At 63.8% G+C, this 16,693-nt stretch carries 11 protein-coding genes and 1 pseudogene; 10 read left to right on the top strand and 2 right to left on the bottom strand.

The annotated features are described in order from the left end of the window. Window positions 1–949 precede the first annotated feature (949 nt). Together LJ656_RS30475 and LJ656_RS30470 are read left to right on the top strand one after the other, a co-directional pair. On the top strand, window positions 950–1,609 hold the full coding sequence (locus LJ656_RS30475; protein WP_230513184.1) for a hypothetical protein: 660 nt from the start codon (window positions 950–952) through the stop codon (window positions 1,607–1,609). A gap of 346 nt (window positions 1,610–1,955) precedes the next feature. Next, window positions 1,956–3,422, top strand: coding sequence for an amino acid permease (locus tag LJ656_RS30470; RefSeq protein WP_230513183.1), 1,467 nt, complete (start codon window positions 1,956–1,958; stop codon window positions 3,420–3,422). A 70-nt stretch (window positions 3,423–3,492) separates the two neighbouring features. Here the strand turns inward: LJ656_RS30470 and dsdA are convergent. After that, window positions 3,493–4,770: pseudogene (gene dsdA / locus LJ656_RS30465) on the bottom strand (D-serine ammonia-lyase); the annotation flags it as partial. 103 nt (window positions 4,771–4,873) lie between these two features. Here dsdA and LJ656_RS30460 point away from each other — a divergent pair. The 6 genes from LJ656_RS30460 to LJ656_RS30435 all read left to right on the top strand — a co-directional run bounded on the left by LJ656_RS30460 (window position 4,874) and on the right by LJ656_RS30435 (window position 13,013). After that, on the top strand, window positions 4,874–5,815 hold the full coding sequence (locus LJ656_RS30460; protein ID WP_230513182.1) for a LysR substrate-binding domain-containing protein: 942 nt from the start codon (window positions 4,874–4,876) through the stop codon (window positions 5,813–5,815). A gap of 156 nt (window positions 5,816–5,971) precedes the next feature. After that, window positions 5,972–6,469 (top strand): DUF2778 domain-containing protein, encoded by a 498-nt coding sequence (locus LJ656_RS30455; RefSeq protein ID WP_230513181.1) that lies wholly within the window; start codon window positions 5,972–5,974, stop codon window positions 6,467–6,469. Window positions 6,470–6,475: 6 nt separating this feature from the next. Continuing rightward, entirely contained in the window at window positions 6,476–6,772 is a 297-nt protein-coding gene (locus tag LJ656_RS30450; protein WP_230513180.1) for a hypothetical protein, read from the top strand. Window positions 6,773–7,033: 261 nt separating this feature from the next. Next, window positions 7,034–8,305, top strand: coding sequence for an efflux RND transporter periplasmic adaptor subunit (locus LJ656_RS30445; protein ID WP_230513179.1), 1,272 nt, complete (start codon window positions 7,034–7,036; stop codon window positions 8,303–8,305). A gap of 12 nt (window positions 8,306–8,317) precedes the next feature. Beyond that, on the top strand, window positions 8,318–11,524 hold the full coding sequence (locus tag LJ656_RS30440; protein WP_230513178.1) for a multidrug efflux RND transporter permease subunit: 3,207 nt from the start codon (window positions 8,318–8,320) through the stop codon (window positions 11,522–11,524). Beyond that, window positions 11,517–13,013: an efflux transporter outer membrane subunit gene (locus LJ656_RS30435; RefSeq protein WP_230513177.1), complete on the top strand. Its 1,497-nt coding sequence runs from the start codon at window positions 11,517–11,519 to the stop codon at window positions 13,011–13,013. The genes LJ656_RS30440 and LJ656_RS30435 overlap by 8 nt, the downstream gene beginning before the upstream one ends. 90 nt (window positions 13,014–13,103) lie before the next feature. On the opposite strand, the gene LJ656_RS30430 is transcribed toward LJ656_RS30435, so the two are convergent. Continuing rightward, a complete protein-coding gene (locus LJ656_RS30430; RefSeq protein ID WP_230513176.1) occupies window positions 13,104–14,534 on the bottom strand; it encodes a trypsin-like peptidase domain-containing protein in 1,431 nt (476 codons plus the stop codon). Window positions 14,535–15,605: 1,071 nt separating this feature from the next. Between LJ656_RS30430 and LJ656_RS30425 the strand changes: the two genes are divergently transcribed. Together LJ656_RS30425 and LJ656_RS30420 are read left to right on the top strand one after the other, a co-directional pair. Then, complete coding sequence (locus LJ656_RS30425) at window positions 15,606–15,842, top strand: hypothetical protein (protein ID WP_230513175.1); 237 nt, start codon at window positions 15,606–15,608, stop codon at window positions 15,840–15,842. Window positions 15,843–15,978: 136 nt separating this feature from the next. Further along, window positions 15,979–16,296, top strand: a complete 318-nt coding sequence (locus LJ656_RS30420) for a hypothetical protein (protein ID WP_230513174.1) — start codon at window positions 15,979–15,981, stop codon at window positions 16,294–16,296. Window positions 16,297–16,693: the final 397 nt, after the last annotated feature.

Here is a 16,693-nt window from a genome sequence, read left to right as displayed (position 1 = left end):
CGGAATGGAGCTGCGCTAGCGCAAGCGGCCGCTGATCGGCGTTGTCACTAATCGCGTTGCCGTCCAGCCAGCCGCGATACGCGTTGTCCGGATCTCCATGCGGCCGGAATCGACGCCTATCGCGGCGACGCCTCGGCGGCGGATATCTCCGCTCAATCGACCCCAGTGCCGCAGTCGGCAGTACGCGCCGACGACGAAACGGCTGCCATCGCAGTGGTCACGATAATGCCTTGTGTAAGGTTTTATCGCGGGCATTGGAAAGAAGGCTTTAAAGGGCATCTAATCACGCGCCGTGCCAGCGCGCACTTAAAGTGGTATCTACCGCACACGTAATAGCCCGGTATATCCGCATCGCTATGCAATTCGGCACTCGGGAAATGGATATCCCCGTGGTGGAAGAATCGGTAAAAGTGGGCAAATAGCTTTTACCGATTAACCGGAAGCGGACTGCATAACGGTTATCGCGTGTGGATTGCCCCGCGCCAACGTGACGCTGGCTTTGACGGCGTGATCACCTGGGATGGAGAGCGTTCCGCCGGGCACGCCATTTGCACAGCGCGCGTGGCTGCGACGGGGCACCAATTGTTAAATCCTGGGTCAGTATGTGATTTGACATAAGATAAATTATCGACATTTTCGACGTGAGCAACGCGGCCCGTCACCGGCGTTTTACGCCATACTCAAGACCTTTTCGGCTTCTCGAACCAATCCGCACGAACTGACAAACCGCCGCGAAAGCTTTAGGAGAAAATCGCCTGGCCGTTTCAATCCGGTTCAATTTGCGTGATTGCCGTGTGTACGGTGGCGTACATTGCCCGCGACTGTTAAAGAATAATTTCGATGCAGTCGTTTATCAAAAAACCAAGGGAATTTCATAGCTATGCAATCCCTGACTGACGTGCGTGGACTTACTGCGACAAAACGAATTCGAATAGATAAAAGCGTTGCCTTGAAGTCGTTCGACGAGGTAATTCCTCTGGAAACGATCGCCGAAATCAACGAATTCATCGACGCTCTGTTCGGCAACGCTCCGCAGCGTGCGCAATCCGGTGCGAAGATCGCCGAGATACTGCGGCGCGGCGCAGCGTTTCGCGAACTCGAGCAGCGCATCTGCGCGAACACCCGGGCAATGGCCGCCGAGGCCGGCCTCACCGATCTACCGCTCGAGCCGTTTCACGTGCTGCGCTGCGCGAGTACCGCCAGCCTCGCGGAAAGCAACAAGCGCCACTACGATTCGCACCTGCTGACGCTGCTGATTCCGTTACAGCTCGCGCAGGAAGGCGTTCACAACGGCGACCTCGTGATGTGGCGCAAGCCGCGCCTGTCGGTGACGACGTTCTCCAACCTGATGTGCAAGATGCGTCACGGCATCCTGCGCAGCCTGCCGCTGCGTTGGCGCGTCTGGCATACGCTGCACGATCTGCGGGTCGGCAACTGCAGGCGCATTCCGGTGCAACCGGGCAGCGTCTACGAATTCAACGGCTTCGCGTTGCAGCACTCGAATCTCGACGTGCAGAACGGCCAGCGCCGCACCTTGTTGATTCATTACTACGATCCGGGCCATTCGCTGGGCCTGAGCGAAATGGTGCGGCGCGGACGCATCCGCTGATTGCGGCTGATTGCCTGGCTGATTGCCGTCCCGCTGATTGCTTGCGAACCGCGTGCCGCGCGGCGTTAGCCGGCCGCTGCATGCCCCGCTTTCGCCGGGGTGTGCGGCGCGAAGCGTCGCTCTCGCCTGATGCCGCCCGGCATCGCGAGGGCGAACTTTCCCTTTGCTTTTAAAGCGGCCTACACTGGTTCAAGGCTTTCTCCCGTTTTCCCCTCCACCCGCCGGCCTGCGCCGGACGCTGTTCCGACCGTCGCCGGCTCATTCCAGCTTCGGCCGTGGTGCTTCGCGAACCGCCGCGAGCCGCGCCGGTTCATGCCCAATCATCTTTTGACCGGGACGACTGATCATGGCCGATACGGGTTACATGGCACGGAAATCCGTTGCCGACATCGTCGGCAGCGCCGACGTCGACGAAGGTCACAAGCTGTCGAAAACACTCGGCGCGACGAGCATCACCGCAATGGGCATCGGCGCGATCATCGGCGCGGGCATCTTCGTGCTGACCGGCACCGCCGCCGCGCAATTCGCCGGACCGAGCATCATGCTGTCGTTCGTGCTGGGCGGCATCGCGTGCGCGTTCGTCGGCCTGTGCTATTCGGAACTCGCCGCGATGCTGCCGGTGTGCGGCAGCAGCTACACGTATACGTATGCGACGCTCGGCGAGGTCTTCGCGTGGATCATCGGCTGGGACCTGATCCTCGAATACGCGATGGGCGCGGCCACCGTCGCGGTCGGCTGGTCCGGCTATATCGTGAGTTTGCTGCGCAACGTCGGCATCGATATTCCGCCGATGCTCGCGGCCGCGCCCGGCACCGTCGTCAAGCTCGCCGACGGTTCGACGATCACCGGCCTCGTCAATCTGCCGGCGATCCTGATCGTCGCGATCCTGACCGCGATGCTGGTGATGGGCACCAAAGAGTCCGCGCGGATCAACAACATCATGGTCGCGGTCAAGCTGACCGTAGTGGTCGCGTTTATCGTGATCGGCGCGTTTTTCGTCAGGCAGGCCAACTGGCATCCGTTCATCCCGGCCAATACCGGCCAGTTCGGCAACTTCGGTTTGAGCGGGATTCTGCGCGGCTCGGCCGTGGTGTTCTTCGCGTTCATCGGCTTCGATGCGGTGTCCACCGCCGCGCAGGAGGCGCGCCAGCCGCAACGCGACATGCCGATCGGCATTCTCGGCTCGCTGGTGATCTGTACGATCCTGTACATCCTGGTGGCCGGCGTGCTGACCGGGCTGGTGCCGTACGGCGACCTGAACGTGCCCGACCCGATCGCCAAAGGGGTCGACGCAATCGGTCTGAACTGGTTTGCGATCCTGATCAAAATCGGCGCGCTGACCGGGCTGACCACCGTGATCCTCGTGCTGCTGTATGGACAGAGCCGGATCTTCTTCACGATGTCGCAGGACGGGCTGCTGCCGCAGTTTTTCGCGCGCGTGCACGACCGCTTGCATACGCCGTATCTGAGTCAGATGCTGATCGGCACCGTCGTTGCGATCGTCGCCGCGTTGACGCCGATCGGCGTGCTCGGCGAGATGGTCAGCATCGGCACGCTGTTCGCGTTCATCCTCGTGTGCGGCGCGGTGATTTATCTGCGGCGCAGCGACTCCGAAGCGGCGCGCCCGTTCCGCGCGCCCGGCGTGCCGGTGGTGCCGGTGCTCGGCATTCTGTTCTGCCTGCTGCTGATGGCCGGACTGCCGCTCGTCACGTGGCTGCGTCTGTTCGTGTGGCTGGTGATCGGGCTCGCGATCTATCTGAGCTACGGCCGCCATCATTCGGTGTTGCGGCATCCCGAGCGCAAGCACCGTTGATGCGGTGAGCAGGCGCACGTGAGTCGCGCGCCCTGCTCCGTGCCTGGCGGAGGGCCGCCGCCCATTGCCCGGCGGTTTGCCGGAACCGCAGATGCTCGGCGGCCGGCACCAGCGAACCGCCAGTCGCCCAGATCACATGCGTCGCCGCGTGCGGATCGAACCGGTGGGCGCGCGTATAGTCGCGGCCCGCCGCCGATTGCGTGAGCCACCCGGGCCCGCCGACAGCCGCGGCCGCCGACGGCTCGACCTCGATCCCCAACGTTTGCTCGAGCGTCGACAGATGCGCGTAGAGTTGCGCGTCGCTGACCGTGAACACGCCGGCCAGTTGCGCGGCCATCAACGGCGCGACCCATTGCGACGCGAGCCCGACCGCCAGTCCATCCGCGTCGGTGCGATTGTCGAGCCCGATGTCGTACACGGAAACCGGGCGCTCGACGCCCGCCGCCAGTTGCACCAGCATGCATGGCGACGCGGCCGGTTCGGCGAAAAAGCAATGCACGTGCGGCCCGAACAGCGCCTTCAGCCCATACGTGATGCCGCCCGGTGCGCCGCTGACGCCGCACGGCAGATACACGCACAGCGGCTGCGCGGCATCGACGATGCGCCCCGCCCGCGCCAGTTGCGTCGCCAGCTCGCGCGCGGCGGTCGCATAGCCGGCGAACAGCAGACTCGAACGTTCGTCGTCGACGAAATGGCCGCGCGGCATTGCGCGCGCTTCGCGGCGGCCGGCCTCGACCGCCGCCGCGTAATCGCCGGCATGCTCGACCACGCGCACGCCGCGGTGGCGCAAACGGTCCTTCTTCCACGGCTTGGCGTCGGTCGACATGTGCACGACCGTCTCGAAGCCGAGCGCCGCGGCCAGCACGCCGATGCTCAGCCCGAGATTGCCGGTGCTGCCGACCATCACCGTATGCCGCGCAAACAGCTCGCGCGCTTCGGCGTGCGCGAGCTTGCGGCGGTCGTCGGCGGCGGCCAGCAGGCCGTGTTCGAGCGCGATCGCTTCGGCCAGCGCGAGCACTTCGTGGAAGCCACCGCGCGCCTTGATCGAGCCGGCGACCGGCAACGCGTCGTCGCGTTTGACGAACCACGTGCCCTCGCCTGCCAGGGCATCGCGCAACGGCGCGGCGGCCATCAACTCTGAGTCGATGCGTCCCGCGCATCTCGCGAGTTCCGGAAACAGCGCGGCCAGCAACGGCTCGCAACGCGCGAGCCGCATTTCGGCTTCTTCGATCGTCGCGAGCGACGGCGCGCTCGCCGGCAACGGCGTACCGGCGCGCGGATTGAGCCACAACAGCGGCTCGCGCGCCCGAAGCGCGGCTAATAACGATGCTTGCAGCGGGGAACTCATCGCAACGGCCCTTCCCTTTCAGATCAACGAGATGGCCACGATCCTACGGTGCGGCGGGTAAGCCGAAAAGCGGTCGTTTCTAATCGATGCATTAGCTACACTAATGCTCATGCAACTCGACTCCTCGCTCCTCGGCGCGCTGCGCTGTTTCGAAACCGCCGCCCGGCTGCTGAGTTTCACCAAGGCCGCGCACGCGCTGAATCTGACGCAAAGCGCGGTCAGTCAGCAGATCCGCCATCTCGAAGCACGGCTCGGCTATCCGCTGTTCGTGCGCGAGCCGCGCAAGCTCAAACTGACTGCGAATGGCGCGGTGCTGTTCGACACGACCGCGAAAGCGCTCGCGGAAATCAACCGCACGTTGCGGCAACTCGCGTTCGAGCGCGCGCCGTTGCAGGTCAACTGCCTGCCCTCGCTCGCATTGCACTGGCTGATGCCGCGCCTGACGGAGTTTCACCGGCAGCAGCCTGACGTATCGGTGCGGTTGCAGGCCGAGTTCCAGACTCTCGATCGCCACGCGATGGACGCCGACCAGATCGACGTCGCGGTGCGCTACGATCCGGGCCACTACCGTCACGTGCAGGCCGACGTGCTGATGGACGAGTATCTGGTCGCGGTCGCAACCCCGGAATATCTCGCGCGACACCCGCGCTTTGCCAAAGGACTCGCATTCGACGGCGCGGTGCTGCTGCACGACGCGTCGCCGTGGGCCGGCGCCGCGCAATTCATCGAATGGCGCACGTGGCTCGAAGCATTGCGGCCGGACTGGCTCGGCCATCTCGATGGCCCGCAGTTCAACCTCGCGAGCCTCGCGGTGAGCGCGGCGCTGAATCACCAGGGCGTCGCGCTGGGACGCAGCGCACTGATTCAGGACGAGCTCGAAAGCGGCCGGCTGATCGACGTGTTCGGCCGGCACGTGCGCGCACCCGCGCGCTACATGCTGCTGTCGCGCCGGCCGGACGATGAGCGTGTGGCGGTGTTCTCGACGTGGATCAAGGCGGAGTGCGAGCGGTTCGAGCGGGAGCGGGCGCTGTGGTTGCGGGTTTGATTCGCGCTTGCCGCAGCCGGCGCACGTCAGCAGGCAGTCCTATTTTTTCAGTCCCATTTTCAGACTCACCCGATTCCCGTGACCTCTCCACTCTTTTAGCCTGCGGTTTTCGCAACTGTTGCGAAAACCGCAGGTTGAAACGATATCGGAGCACGGATGCCAGCAGGATGCCTTTTCCTTCTGAACCGCAAAACGACGTCTGTCCTCACATGCCGCGGGCTAGGCGGCTTCGAGGCCTTTTCGGGTAAAGCTACTGGACGCAACAATCCCGACCTGACTTATAGGAAAAACATTGGAGCGTTGCCGGAAGGAACGTATTACCTTGTGGACCGTCAGTCAGGCGGTCGCCTGGGATTCGTGAGAGACACGTGGAATGCATACGGATTTGGTTCAACGGATCATAGAGAGTGGTTCATGCTGTGGAATCCGGCCACAGGCGACAAGACCAATATCTACGGAATTGAGCGAGGCAATTTCAGATTGCATCCCGCGGGGCCGCAGGGACTCAGCGAAGGCTGTATTACGGTGAAACGTCCTTACGATTTCCAAAGGCTCGCCGCATACATCCGCTCACACGGAATGAAGGTCGCCGTGCCCGGGACATCGATGAAAGCATACGGCACGGTCATCGTTCGTCGCGTGCTGGACCGGTAGTTCGATATGACGAGTATCGCCTTGAGGACATTAATTGCGCTGATCGTGGTTGCGTTGTCGGCGATCGCGGGATGGCAACTGACGTATCTGATCGTCCTGTTGCCTTTCAACATGCCAGACGCGGTGAATCTGTTTCTGCGCTTTTGCCTCGCCGCCACCGGCAACGACAGTCTGGCGAACCCCGACGACATGGAGGTACTTGCGCTGCTGCTTTACTGGGCGCTTTCTTCGTTGCTGATCGGCGCATTGCTTTATCTCGGCATTTGGGCAGTGTGTAGGAGGCGTCTTAAAACCGGTTTATAGCGGCTTGCCGGATAGCGCGATTGCCCAATTACCGTTCCTTTCCCTCCCGCCATCACAGCCGGCAAATCAATTTCCCTCGCCGCAGCGACGAATAAATTGACAAGTCACTCAGACACGGTACGATCAACGGAAATCTTTTTCCGGCAGCATCGTATCCGCGCCGTAAGCATTATTTAACAATGTCCATTGCGGAACGCGCAAACCGTTATACCGTCATCGATTCACGCGTAAGAAAAGAGTGCCTTCACCAGGGAGTTTCTCTTGTCCTGCTCCGCAATCCGTCTGCGTAGTCGCGCCGTCTCGCTTCTGATCACTGGTTTGCCGCTCCTGCTCGCCGCCTGCAACGACCGGCAGGCCGCGCCCACCGCCGCTTCGATGCCGCCGATTCCGGTGCTGGTCGAAACGGTCTCCACCACCGCCGTCCACGACGTCGTCGAGTTGCCCGGCCGTATCGAGGCCGTGCGCAGCGCCGAGATTCGCGCGCGCGTCGACGGCATCGTGCAGCGCACGCTGTACCAGGAAGGCACCGACCTGCCGGCCAATGCGCCGCTGTTCCAGATCGATCCGAGTGACTATCGCGCGCAATTGCAGCAGGCTCAGGCCGCGCTCGCTCGCGCAACCGCGGTGCGCGACAACGCGGCTTCGGTGGTCGAGCGCTTCAAACCATTGGTGGGCCGCCACGCGGTCAGCGCGCAAGAATACGATGCCGCGCTCGCGACGGTGCAACAGGCCCAGGCCAACGTCGCCGATGCGCAGGCCGCCGTGTCGCTCGCGCAATTGCGGCTCGATCGCTGCATCGTGCGCACGCCGATCGCCGGCCGCGCCGGTCGCGCGCTCGTCACCGAAGGTGCGCTGGTCAGCGCCGGTGCGGCCACCCTGCTCACCCAGGTCAATCAACTGACGCCGATCAACGCGGTGTTCACCCAGTCGAACACCGCGATGCTCGATCTCGAACAGCAGATCCAGTCCGGCGCGCGCCAGCCGACCAGCATGAAAAACGTCGAGGTGCAGCTGATTCTCGCGAACGGCCAGGTCTATAACGAACGCGGTTTTCTCGACTTCGCCGACCTCGTCGTCGATCCGTCCACCGGCACGCAGACCGTGCGCGCGCAGTTCGCGAACCCAAGCCGCACGCTGCTGCCTGGCCAGTTCGTGCGCGGGCGCATCATTTCCGCGGGCAACCAGCAAGGGATCCGGATCCCGGAGCGCGCGGTGCAACTCGATAACGGCATCGCGAGCGTCGCGCTGGTCGCCGAGGACGGCACCGTGGTCCGCCGCAACATCGATCTGGGCGACCAGGGTGAAGGACGCTGGACCGTGCGCGATGGGTTGAAGGCCGGCGAGCGCGTGATCGTCGACGGCTGGCAGAAGGTGCAGCCGGGCCAGCGCGTCGATGCGCGGCCCGTGCCGGCGGCGCTGCCTGCCGCCGCCACACCCGGCGCGGCGCCGCCCGCAGCGGGCGCGCAGGCCGCAGCCGCTGCTCCGGCCGAACCGCCGGCGACGCCGCCGGCCCCGGCTTCGGCCACCCGCTGACCGGGCCCGCGCATGAATCGATTCTTCGTTGCCCGGCCGGTTTTCGCGTGGGTCATTGCCCTCTTCACGGTGCTGTTCGGCGGTATCGCGCTCGCGCTGCTGCCGGTCGAGCAGTATCCCGACGTCGCCCCGCCGTCGCTCAGCATCACCGCGGCCTTCAGCGGCGCCGACGCGCGCACGCTCGAGCGCACCGTCACGTCGATCATCGAAGACGAGATGAACGGGATCGAGAACTTCCTGTACATGTCGTCGACGAGCCGCTCGAACGGCACGATGCAGATCACCGTGGTGCTCAAGCCTGGCACCAACCTCGACATCGCCCGCACCCAGGTACAGGATCGCCTCGCCCGGGTCGAGCCGCGCCTGCCGCTCGAAGTGCGCCAGGTCGGCGTGCGCGTGACCAAGGCATCGTCCGGCTTCCTGATGCTGATCGCGCTTCAGGCGATCGACGGCGCCACCAGCGCGGTTGCGATGGGCAATTTCGCGTCGAACAACATCGTCAACGAGTTGCGCCGGATCGACGGCGTCGGCGACGTGCAGCTGTTCGGCTCGTCGTACGCGATGCGGATCTGGCTCGATCCGGGCAAACTCGCCGGCTTCGGGCTGTCGGCCAGCGAGGTGTTGCAGGCGATCCAGGAGCAGAACAGCCAGACCGCCGGCGGCGGCCTCGGCGATCAGCCGATCGCGCCCGGCTCCGAATTCACCGCGCAGATCGTCACCCAAAGCCGCTTTTCGACGCCCGAGCAGTTCCGCGAAATCATCGTGCGCGCGAATCCGGACGGCTCGACCGTGCGGGTCGGCGACGTCGCCCGGGTCGAGCTCGGCAACGACAGCTACGGCAATCGCCTGACCGTCAACGGCAAGGCGTCGGCGGGGATCGCGATCCAGCTCGCGAGCGGCGCGAACGCGCTGGCGGTCGCCAACGCGGTGCGCAAGCGCATGACCGAATTGCAATCGACTTTCCCGAGCGGCGTGTCGTGGGCGGTGCCGTTCGACACCACGCCGTTCATCACGACCTCGGTGCACGGCGTGATCCGCACGATGATCGAGGCGCTGCTGCTGGTCACGGTGGTCGTGTTCCTGTTCCTGCAGGACTGGCGCGCGACGCTGGTCCCCACCATCGTCGTGCCGATCGCGCTGATCGGCACCTGCGCGGGGCTTTATCTGTTCGGACTGTCGATCAATATCCTGTCGCTGTTCGGGATGGTGGTCGCCATCGGTATCCTCAACGACGACGCGATCGTGGTGGTCGAAAACGTCGCGCGGATCATGCGCGAGGAAGGCCTGAGCGCGCCGCGCGCGACCGTCAAGGCGATCGGCCAGATTTCCGGCGCGGCGATCGCCAGTACGCTGGTGCTGGTCGCGGTGTTCATCCCGATGGCGTTCTTTCCCGGCTCGACCGGCGGCATCTACCGGCAGTTTTCGGTGACGCTGGCGGTGTCGATCATGCTGTCCACGCTGCTCGCGCTGACGCTCGGCGCGGCGATGTGCGCGGCGCTGCTCAGAAGCGAAGCGGCCGCCGCCGGCGCGAAGCCGAAAAACGTCGCGGCGCGGCTGCTGCATCGCGTGTTCGACGGCTTTAATCGCGGCCTCGAAGCGGGCACCGTGCGTTATATCGGCGGCGTGGATTCGATGCTGCGCTCGCCGCTGCGCTGGCTGCTGGTGTTCGTCGCGGCCTGCGCGATCACGGTGTTTTTCTTCCTGCGCCTGCCGACCGGCTTTCTGCCGACCGAAGACCAGGGGCATATTTTCGTCACCTATACCGGCGCGCCCGGTTCGACCGAACAGCGCACGCAACACGCGATCGATCAGGTCGAGGCGTTTTTGCGCCAGCAGCCGCAGGTGCGCAACATCGCTTCGGTGACCGGCTTCAGCTTCTTCGGACAGGGCCAGTCGGCGGCGCTGTCGTTCGTCGATCTGAAGCCGTGGGACGAACGCCCCGGCGAAGCGAATTCGGCCAGCGCGCTGGTGCGCCGCGCGAATGCCGCGTTCATGCAGATCCCCGAAGCGCTGATCTTCTCGCTCGATCCACCGCCTATTCCGTCGCTCGGCAACGCGACCGGCTTCACGATGAAGATCCAGGACCGCAGCGGTGTCGGCGGCGACGCGTTGCAGCAGGCCGCCCGCCGCATCATGATCGAGGCCGCGCAAAGCCCGATCCTCGCGGGCGTGCGCGCCGAGGGGATGCCGGAGGCGCCGCAACTGTACGTCGAAATCGACCGCGTGAAGGCGCGCGCGCTCGGTCTGCAGATCGGTCAGGTGAACCAGGCGTTGGCGCTGACCTTCGGCGCGAACTACGTGAACGACTTCGTGTTCGAGGGCAACGTGCTGCGCGTGCTGCTGCAGGCCGACGCCGAGCACCGGATGCGCGCGGACGACGTGACCTCGCTGCGGCTGCGCAACGATCGAGGCGAGATGGTGCCGTTCTCGGCATTCACGCGGGTGCGCTGGATTTCCGGTCCGCAGCAGCTCGAACGCTATAACGGCTTTCCGTCGTCGACGCTGTCGGGCCAGGCCGCGCCCGGCCGCTCGAGCGGCGCGGCGATCGCCGAAATGGAACGGATCGCGTCGCACGTGCTGAGCGGCAACCTCACCTACGAATGGACCGGCACTGCGTTCGAGGAAAAACAGGCGGCCGGTCAGATCGGCATGCTGCTGGGTTTGTCGCTGATCGTGGTGTTCCTGCTGCTCGCCGCGCTGTATGAAAGCTGGGCGATTCCGGTCGCGGTGCTGCTGATCATCCCGTTCGGCGTGATCGGCGCGGTGCTGCTGACGATGCTGCGCGGGCTGTCCGCCGACGTGTACTTCAACATCGGCCTCGTGACGATCATCGGCCTCGCGGCGAAGAACGCGATCCTGATCGTCGAGTTCGCGATCAAGGAGGAGTCCGAAGGCAAGGACGCGTGGGCCGCCGCGAAAAACGGCGCGCAGCAGCGGCTGCGGCCGATTCTGATGACCAGCGTCACGTTCGTGCTCGGCATGCTGCCGCTCGTGCTCGCGACCGGCGCGGGCGCGGCGAGCCGGCGCGCGGTCGGCACCGGCGTGATGGGCAGCATGCTGACCGCGACGCTGTTCGGGATCTTCTTCACGCCGCTGTTCTACGTGGCCGCGCGCCGCTGGCTGAGCCGCAGGAAGCGCAGTATCGATCTCGACGATGACCTGCCGCCGCTCGCCCCTGAGGCCGGCGACGCCAGCGGCGGAGGACGGCACGATGCGTAAGCGGCTGTTCAAACCGTTACTCGGCTCGCTGCTCGCCGGCTCGCTCGCCGCGTGCAATTTCGCGCCGACTTATCAGCAGCCCGAACTGCCGATCGCCGATCACTTCGAGACCACCGACGCCGCGAATCCGGAACTCGCGCATCTGGCGAGCGAGGTCGACTGGCAGAGCTTTTTCGCCGATCCGCAACTGAAGCGGCTGATCGAAACCGCGCTCGCGCGCAACCGCGATCTGGCCGCATCGGTCGCGCGGATCGAACAGGCGCATGCGTTCTACCGGATCCAGAACGCCGCGCGGCTGCCGCAGGTCAACGCGAACGCCGGCGCGACGCGCAGCAAAACGCCGCTCGGCGCGATCGATCCCGAGTTCGACAACACCGATATCTCGGTGCAGTTCAACCAGTACAACGTGCAGGCGGCCGTCACGTCGTTCGAGCTGGATTTCTGGGGGCGCGTGCGCAATACCAGCGAGGCCGCGCGACGCCGCTATCTGGCGAGCGTCGATGCGCAGCGCGCGTTCCGCCTGTCGCTGATCGGCAACGTCGCGTCGAACTACTACGCGATCCGCTCCGGCGACGAAGGGATCGAACTCGCGCAGCGCACGCTCGAAAGCCGCCGCTACGCATTCGAGGTCGCGAAGCTGCGGCTCGATGCGGGCGTCACGTCGATGGTCGATTACGAGCAGGCGCGGATTCTGGTCACGCAGGCGCAGACCCAACTGGCCGAGTTGCAACGGACTACCGCGCAGCAGCGGCATCTGCTGGAAGTGTTGATCGGCGGACCGGCCGGCGAGGCGTTGCCGCAGCCGTCGTCGATTGCGGACGCCGCGCAGTTCGGCGAGATCGACCCGGGTTTGCCGTCGGCGCTGCTGATCAACCGGCCCGATATCCAGCAGGCCGAACAGCAATTGCGCGCGGCCAATGCCGATATTGGCGCCGCGCGCGCGGACTTCTTTCCGCGCATCGCGCTGACCGGCAGCTTCGGTTATGTGTCGTCGGAACTGGGCGATCTGTTCGTGCCCGGCAAGCAGGCGTGGACGATCGGCGCGCTGGTCGGCATGCCGATCTTCGATGGCGGGCAACGTAGCGCGCAGCTGTCGCAAGCGCGCGCGCGGCGCGACGAACTGGTCGCCAGTTACCAGAGCACCGTGCAGAACGCGTTTCGTGAGGTATCCGATGCATTGGTCGCACGGCAGCGCTACAAGGAACAGATCGCCGCGCAGGAACAGGCGGTGCAGGCGCAACGCGATCTCGCCGAGACCGCGCAGTTGCGTTACGACAACGGGATTTCGATCTATCTGGAAGTGGTGGATGCGCGGCGTAATCTGTTCGCCGCCGAGCAGCAGTTGATCACGCTGCGGGCCACCGCGCTGCAGAACGGCGTGGCGCTGTACCTGGCGTTGGGCGGCGGGCCGGATGGGCAGTACGGCGTGGGGACGGCAGGTACTGCACTGAATACTTCACCGGCTCAACCCATCCAGCCGTCCAATTGAAAACGGCGCGCCTAAGTGGCGCGCCGTGTCTTTCGTGGCGATCGCCGGCAGCGAGCCGGCGGATTCCGTGAATTGAACTGCTTGAGCGGATTAGCCCAGCGTCACGTCGACCGATGCCTGTTCGCCGTCGCGCACGACGGTGACCGATACGCTGTCATCCGCCTGCGAAATCATCCGGCGCAGTTGCTCGACGCTGCGAATCACCTTGCCGTCGACGGCGACGATGATGTCGCCGGGCTGGATACCCGCTTCGGCGGCCGGGCCGGTCGCCTGCTGCACCACCACCCCACCCGGCAATTGCGCCTGCTGCTGCTCGTCTTCGCTCAGGGGACGCACGGCGACGCCCAGACGCGGACGGTTCTGCGGTTGCGGCTGCTGTTGCGGCCGTTGCTGGAACTGCCCGCGCGGCGCGGCTTGCGCGAGCTCCGACGATTGCTGCGCGCCGATCGTAACCGACAGCTTGCGCTCGCCACCGTTGCGCCACACGCTGATGGTCGCATCGCTGCCCGGCGACAGTTGCGCGACCTGGCCGACCAGTTCGGTAGCACTACCGACATGTTTGCCGTTCACGCCGACGATCACGTCGCCCTGACGCAGACCGGCCGCTTGCGCGGGGCCGTCCGGATCGACCGAGCCGACCAGCACGCCGCCGTTTCCATTCAGGCCGAGTGCTTTCGCCTTGTCGGCGCTGAGCGGCTGCACGCCCACGCCGATCCGGCCACGCGTCACGTGACCGGTGCGCACGAGCTGGTCTTTCACGTGCATCGCCGCGTCGATCGGAATGGCGAACGACAGGCCCTGGAAGCCGCCGGTGCGCGAATAGATCATCGAGTTGATGCCGATCACTTCGCCGTTCAGGTTGAACAGCGGGCCGCCCGAGTTGCCCGGGTTGACCGGTACGTCGGTCTGGATGAACGGGATCGGGCTGTCGTCGGAGAACGAGCGCGACTTCGCGCTGATGATCCCCGAGGTCACCGTGCTGTCGAAGCCGTACGGCGAGCCGATTGCGACCACCCATTCGCCGACCTTGCTGCTGTCCGGATTGCCGATCTTCACGGTCGGCAGATTCGACGCGTCGATCTTGACGACGGCGACGTCGGTCGCCTTGTCCTTGCCGATCACGCGCGCGCGGAATTCGCGGCCGTCGGTCAGCTTGACGCTGACGCTGCTCGCGCCGTCGACCACGTGATTGTTGGTGAGGATGTAGCCGTCCTGGCTGATGATGAAACCCGAGCCGAGCGCTTCGCCGCCGCTCTTGCGGTCGCCGTTTTCATCGATCGACGCCGCTTCCTTGACGCCGATATGCACGACCGCCGGGCCATAGCGCGTCACGATGCTGGAGAAATCCGGCGCCGACGAACGCGACCCGGTGATATCCGCGGTCGCGCGCAGCGACGACACCGGGGCTTGCGCATCGTTGACGGACGCATCGGCGTCGCGATGGCTAAGCGCATACGCGCCGCCGACAGCGAGTACAACGCAGATCGCAGCGCTGCCGCGCCAGTATTTCTTGGTGGTCATAGTCGGGGAATATTGCCAAGGATTACGAGATGGATGCGTAATGTAGTGGCGGCCACTTAAAGGAATCTTAAAGATGGTGTGCGATCGCAACGAATCGACGGGAACCAGGGATGATGCGGATTTCCCCTAGTTTTATAGGGGTATTTGCGGGTTTTGGGCCGTGGGGGATGGGCGGGTGGCGCGATGTCAGGTGCGAGTTGGGATTGTGCTAACAGGCTGACTACTACGCTGTTTGACCTGCTGGACCGCCTCGATACCACTCGTATTCACTGCACGTTAAGCAGAAACCGCCCTGATACGGTTCCGGTGTCGATTACTGTCGTCGGAATACGCGTTGAAGTGAATGTGTTTCGCGATTGACACACGGAAGTTTGCGTATTCGAAGGCTCCGAGGGGCCTGCCGACGATGCCGATTTGTTTGAAAAGATTATTCGAGAAAATGCTGATTGATCGGGACGTGCTTGCGCGAACCTCTCAGCAGGATAAATAGCCCGATTGATTCCGTTTCGTTGACACTCTCTCACGATGTTTAATGCGCGCGTGACTCGCCGCATGGCGCGCTCCCACGCCGCCGGCGAGCAATGAAGGCATCGGAGGCGGATTAAGAGATGCCTGTACCTGACGTACCCCGTGATAGTTATGTCCGCCGATCTGATTAGTACGGGGTAGCGGATGGCGCTTGAGTTCAAGGTCGGAATCCACCGGAGTTGCTCGCTTTACACACGGCACGAATATCGCGGCAACGCGTTGAGCCAGGAAGCGCGCGACGGTCGACAACTCATTATTTCGGCTGAAACACGGGAACTCACGCGCGACGCGCGTCAGTTGAGTCGGCTCGTGCAGTTTATGCGCGAAGCGCGCGTTGGAGCGTCCGCAAGCTGCGCGACACCGGAACAGCTTGTACTGGCGCTCCAGCGACATCATTGCTTCTGAATGTAGGGGGTCAGTGCTGCGGGAATTTCCCGGTCAGTATCTCAGGTCAACCATGGGCGAGCTAAAGAGCGACGCTCGCGGTGGTGTAAAGGATGCGCGCAAGGCGCTCAAGCTTCTCAACGACAACCGGTTCAAAAAATGACGACTACTGCACTGTTCGACCTACTCGAGCGCCTCGATGCTGCCAAGATTTACTACACCTTGAGCCGAAACCGCCCCGACACTGTGCTAGTGTCGATTACGGTCGTAGGAATGCGCGTTGAAGTGGATGTCTTTCGGGACGGTCATATTGAAGTTTGCGTATTCGAAGGCTCCGAGGGTCCTGCCGACGATGCCGCAATACTTGAACGGATCATTCGAGAGAATGCCGACTGATAAGCACTGCAGCGCTGGGAATCCTTGCGATGTACCACCCCGAAATCAAGGAGCGCCTGCGCGTGACGCCGGACCAATTTCCACTTCCGTGATTCGTCCACTTTGACCAACGGCGGCTGACCGGAGGCCGATCATCATGAAAAAACCACCCCGCGCCAGCATCGTTTTTTATGATGAGGATGCGCAACAACTCATGATCTGCCACGTGTTTCGACATGAGGTGCAAAGCGTCATCGACGGCGCGATAGCGCGGACCGGTGGAATGCGAGTCCCGCCCGATGAACCCGATCACCGCACTCGCCCGCTCACCGACGAAGATGCGCGTAAGTTGGGAGGCTTGGCAATGCTTGTTCAAGCGGGCGTTAATCCAGAATTGCGAGAGCGCCTGCAAATTACAACTGCAGAACCGGTCAGGTGGTCGTACACGGAATCGCCGCCCACCCGCGAAGATTGATTCGACGTTGTTCTGCACCGCTGCCGAGGATACGGGCATGACCTCTCCAAAGTCCTTTGTCGTTTCATATAACCCCGAATCGCAGCAAATCGAACTATTTTCGGCCAGGACGAAGACCTCGCTCCACTTCGCGAAATTAATGTTGTCGGGCCGTGGCGCCTTCAAGATATTCCCGGCGGCGAGCTGACAGAGAACATCGCGGGACGGATAGGCGCGGCTGAACTGGGAATTCTCGCGATGTACCACCCTGAAATCAAAGAGCGCCTGCGCGTGAGGACCTATCCGTCATTTTGTGGGCGGGGCATATCATGAAGGACCAAGGTCATGGATATGCCGATGAAGAAGAAACGCACCGTCGCTTCGCAGGCAGCGGCCCGAGGGCCGCTGCCTGCCCTGC

The organism is Paraburkholderia sejongensis (genome assembly GCF_020880815.1).
GTDB lineage: Bacteria > Pseudomonadota > Gammaproteobacteria > Burkholderiales > Burkholderiaceae > Paraburkholderia > Paraburkholderia sejongensis.
The sequence above is the reverse complement of the archived record's forward strand: the minus strand, read 5'-3'. Positions and strand labels throughout refer to the sequence as shown.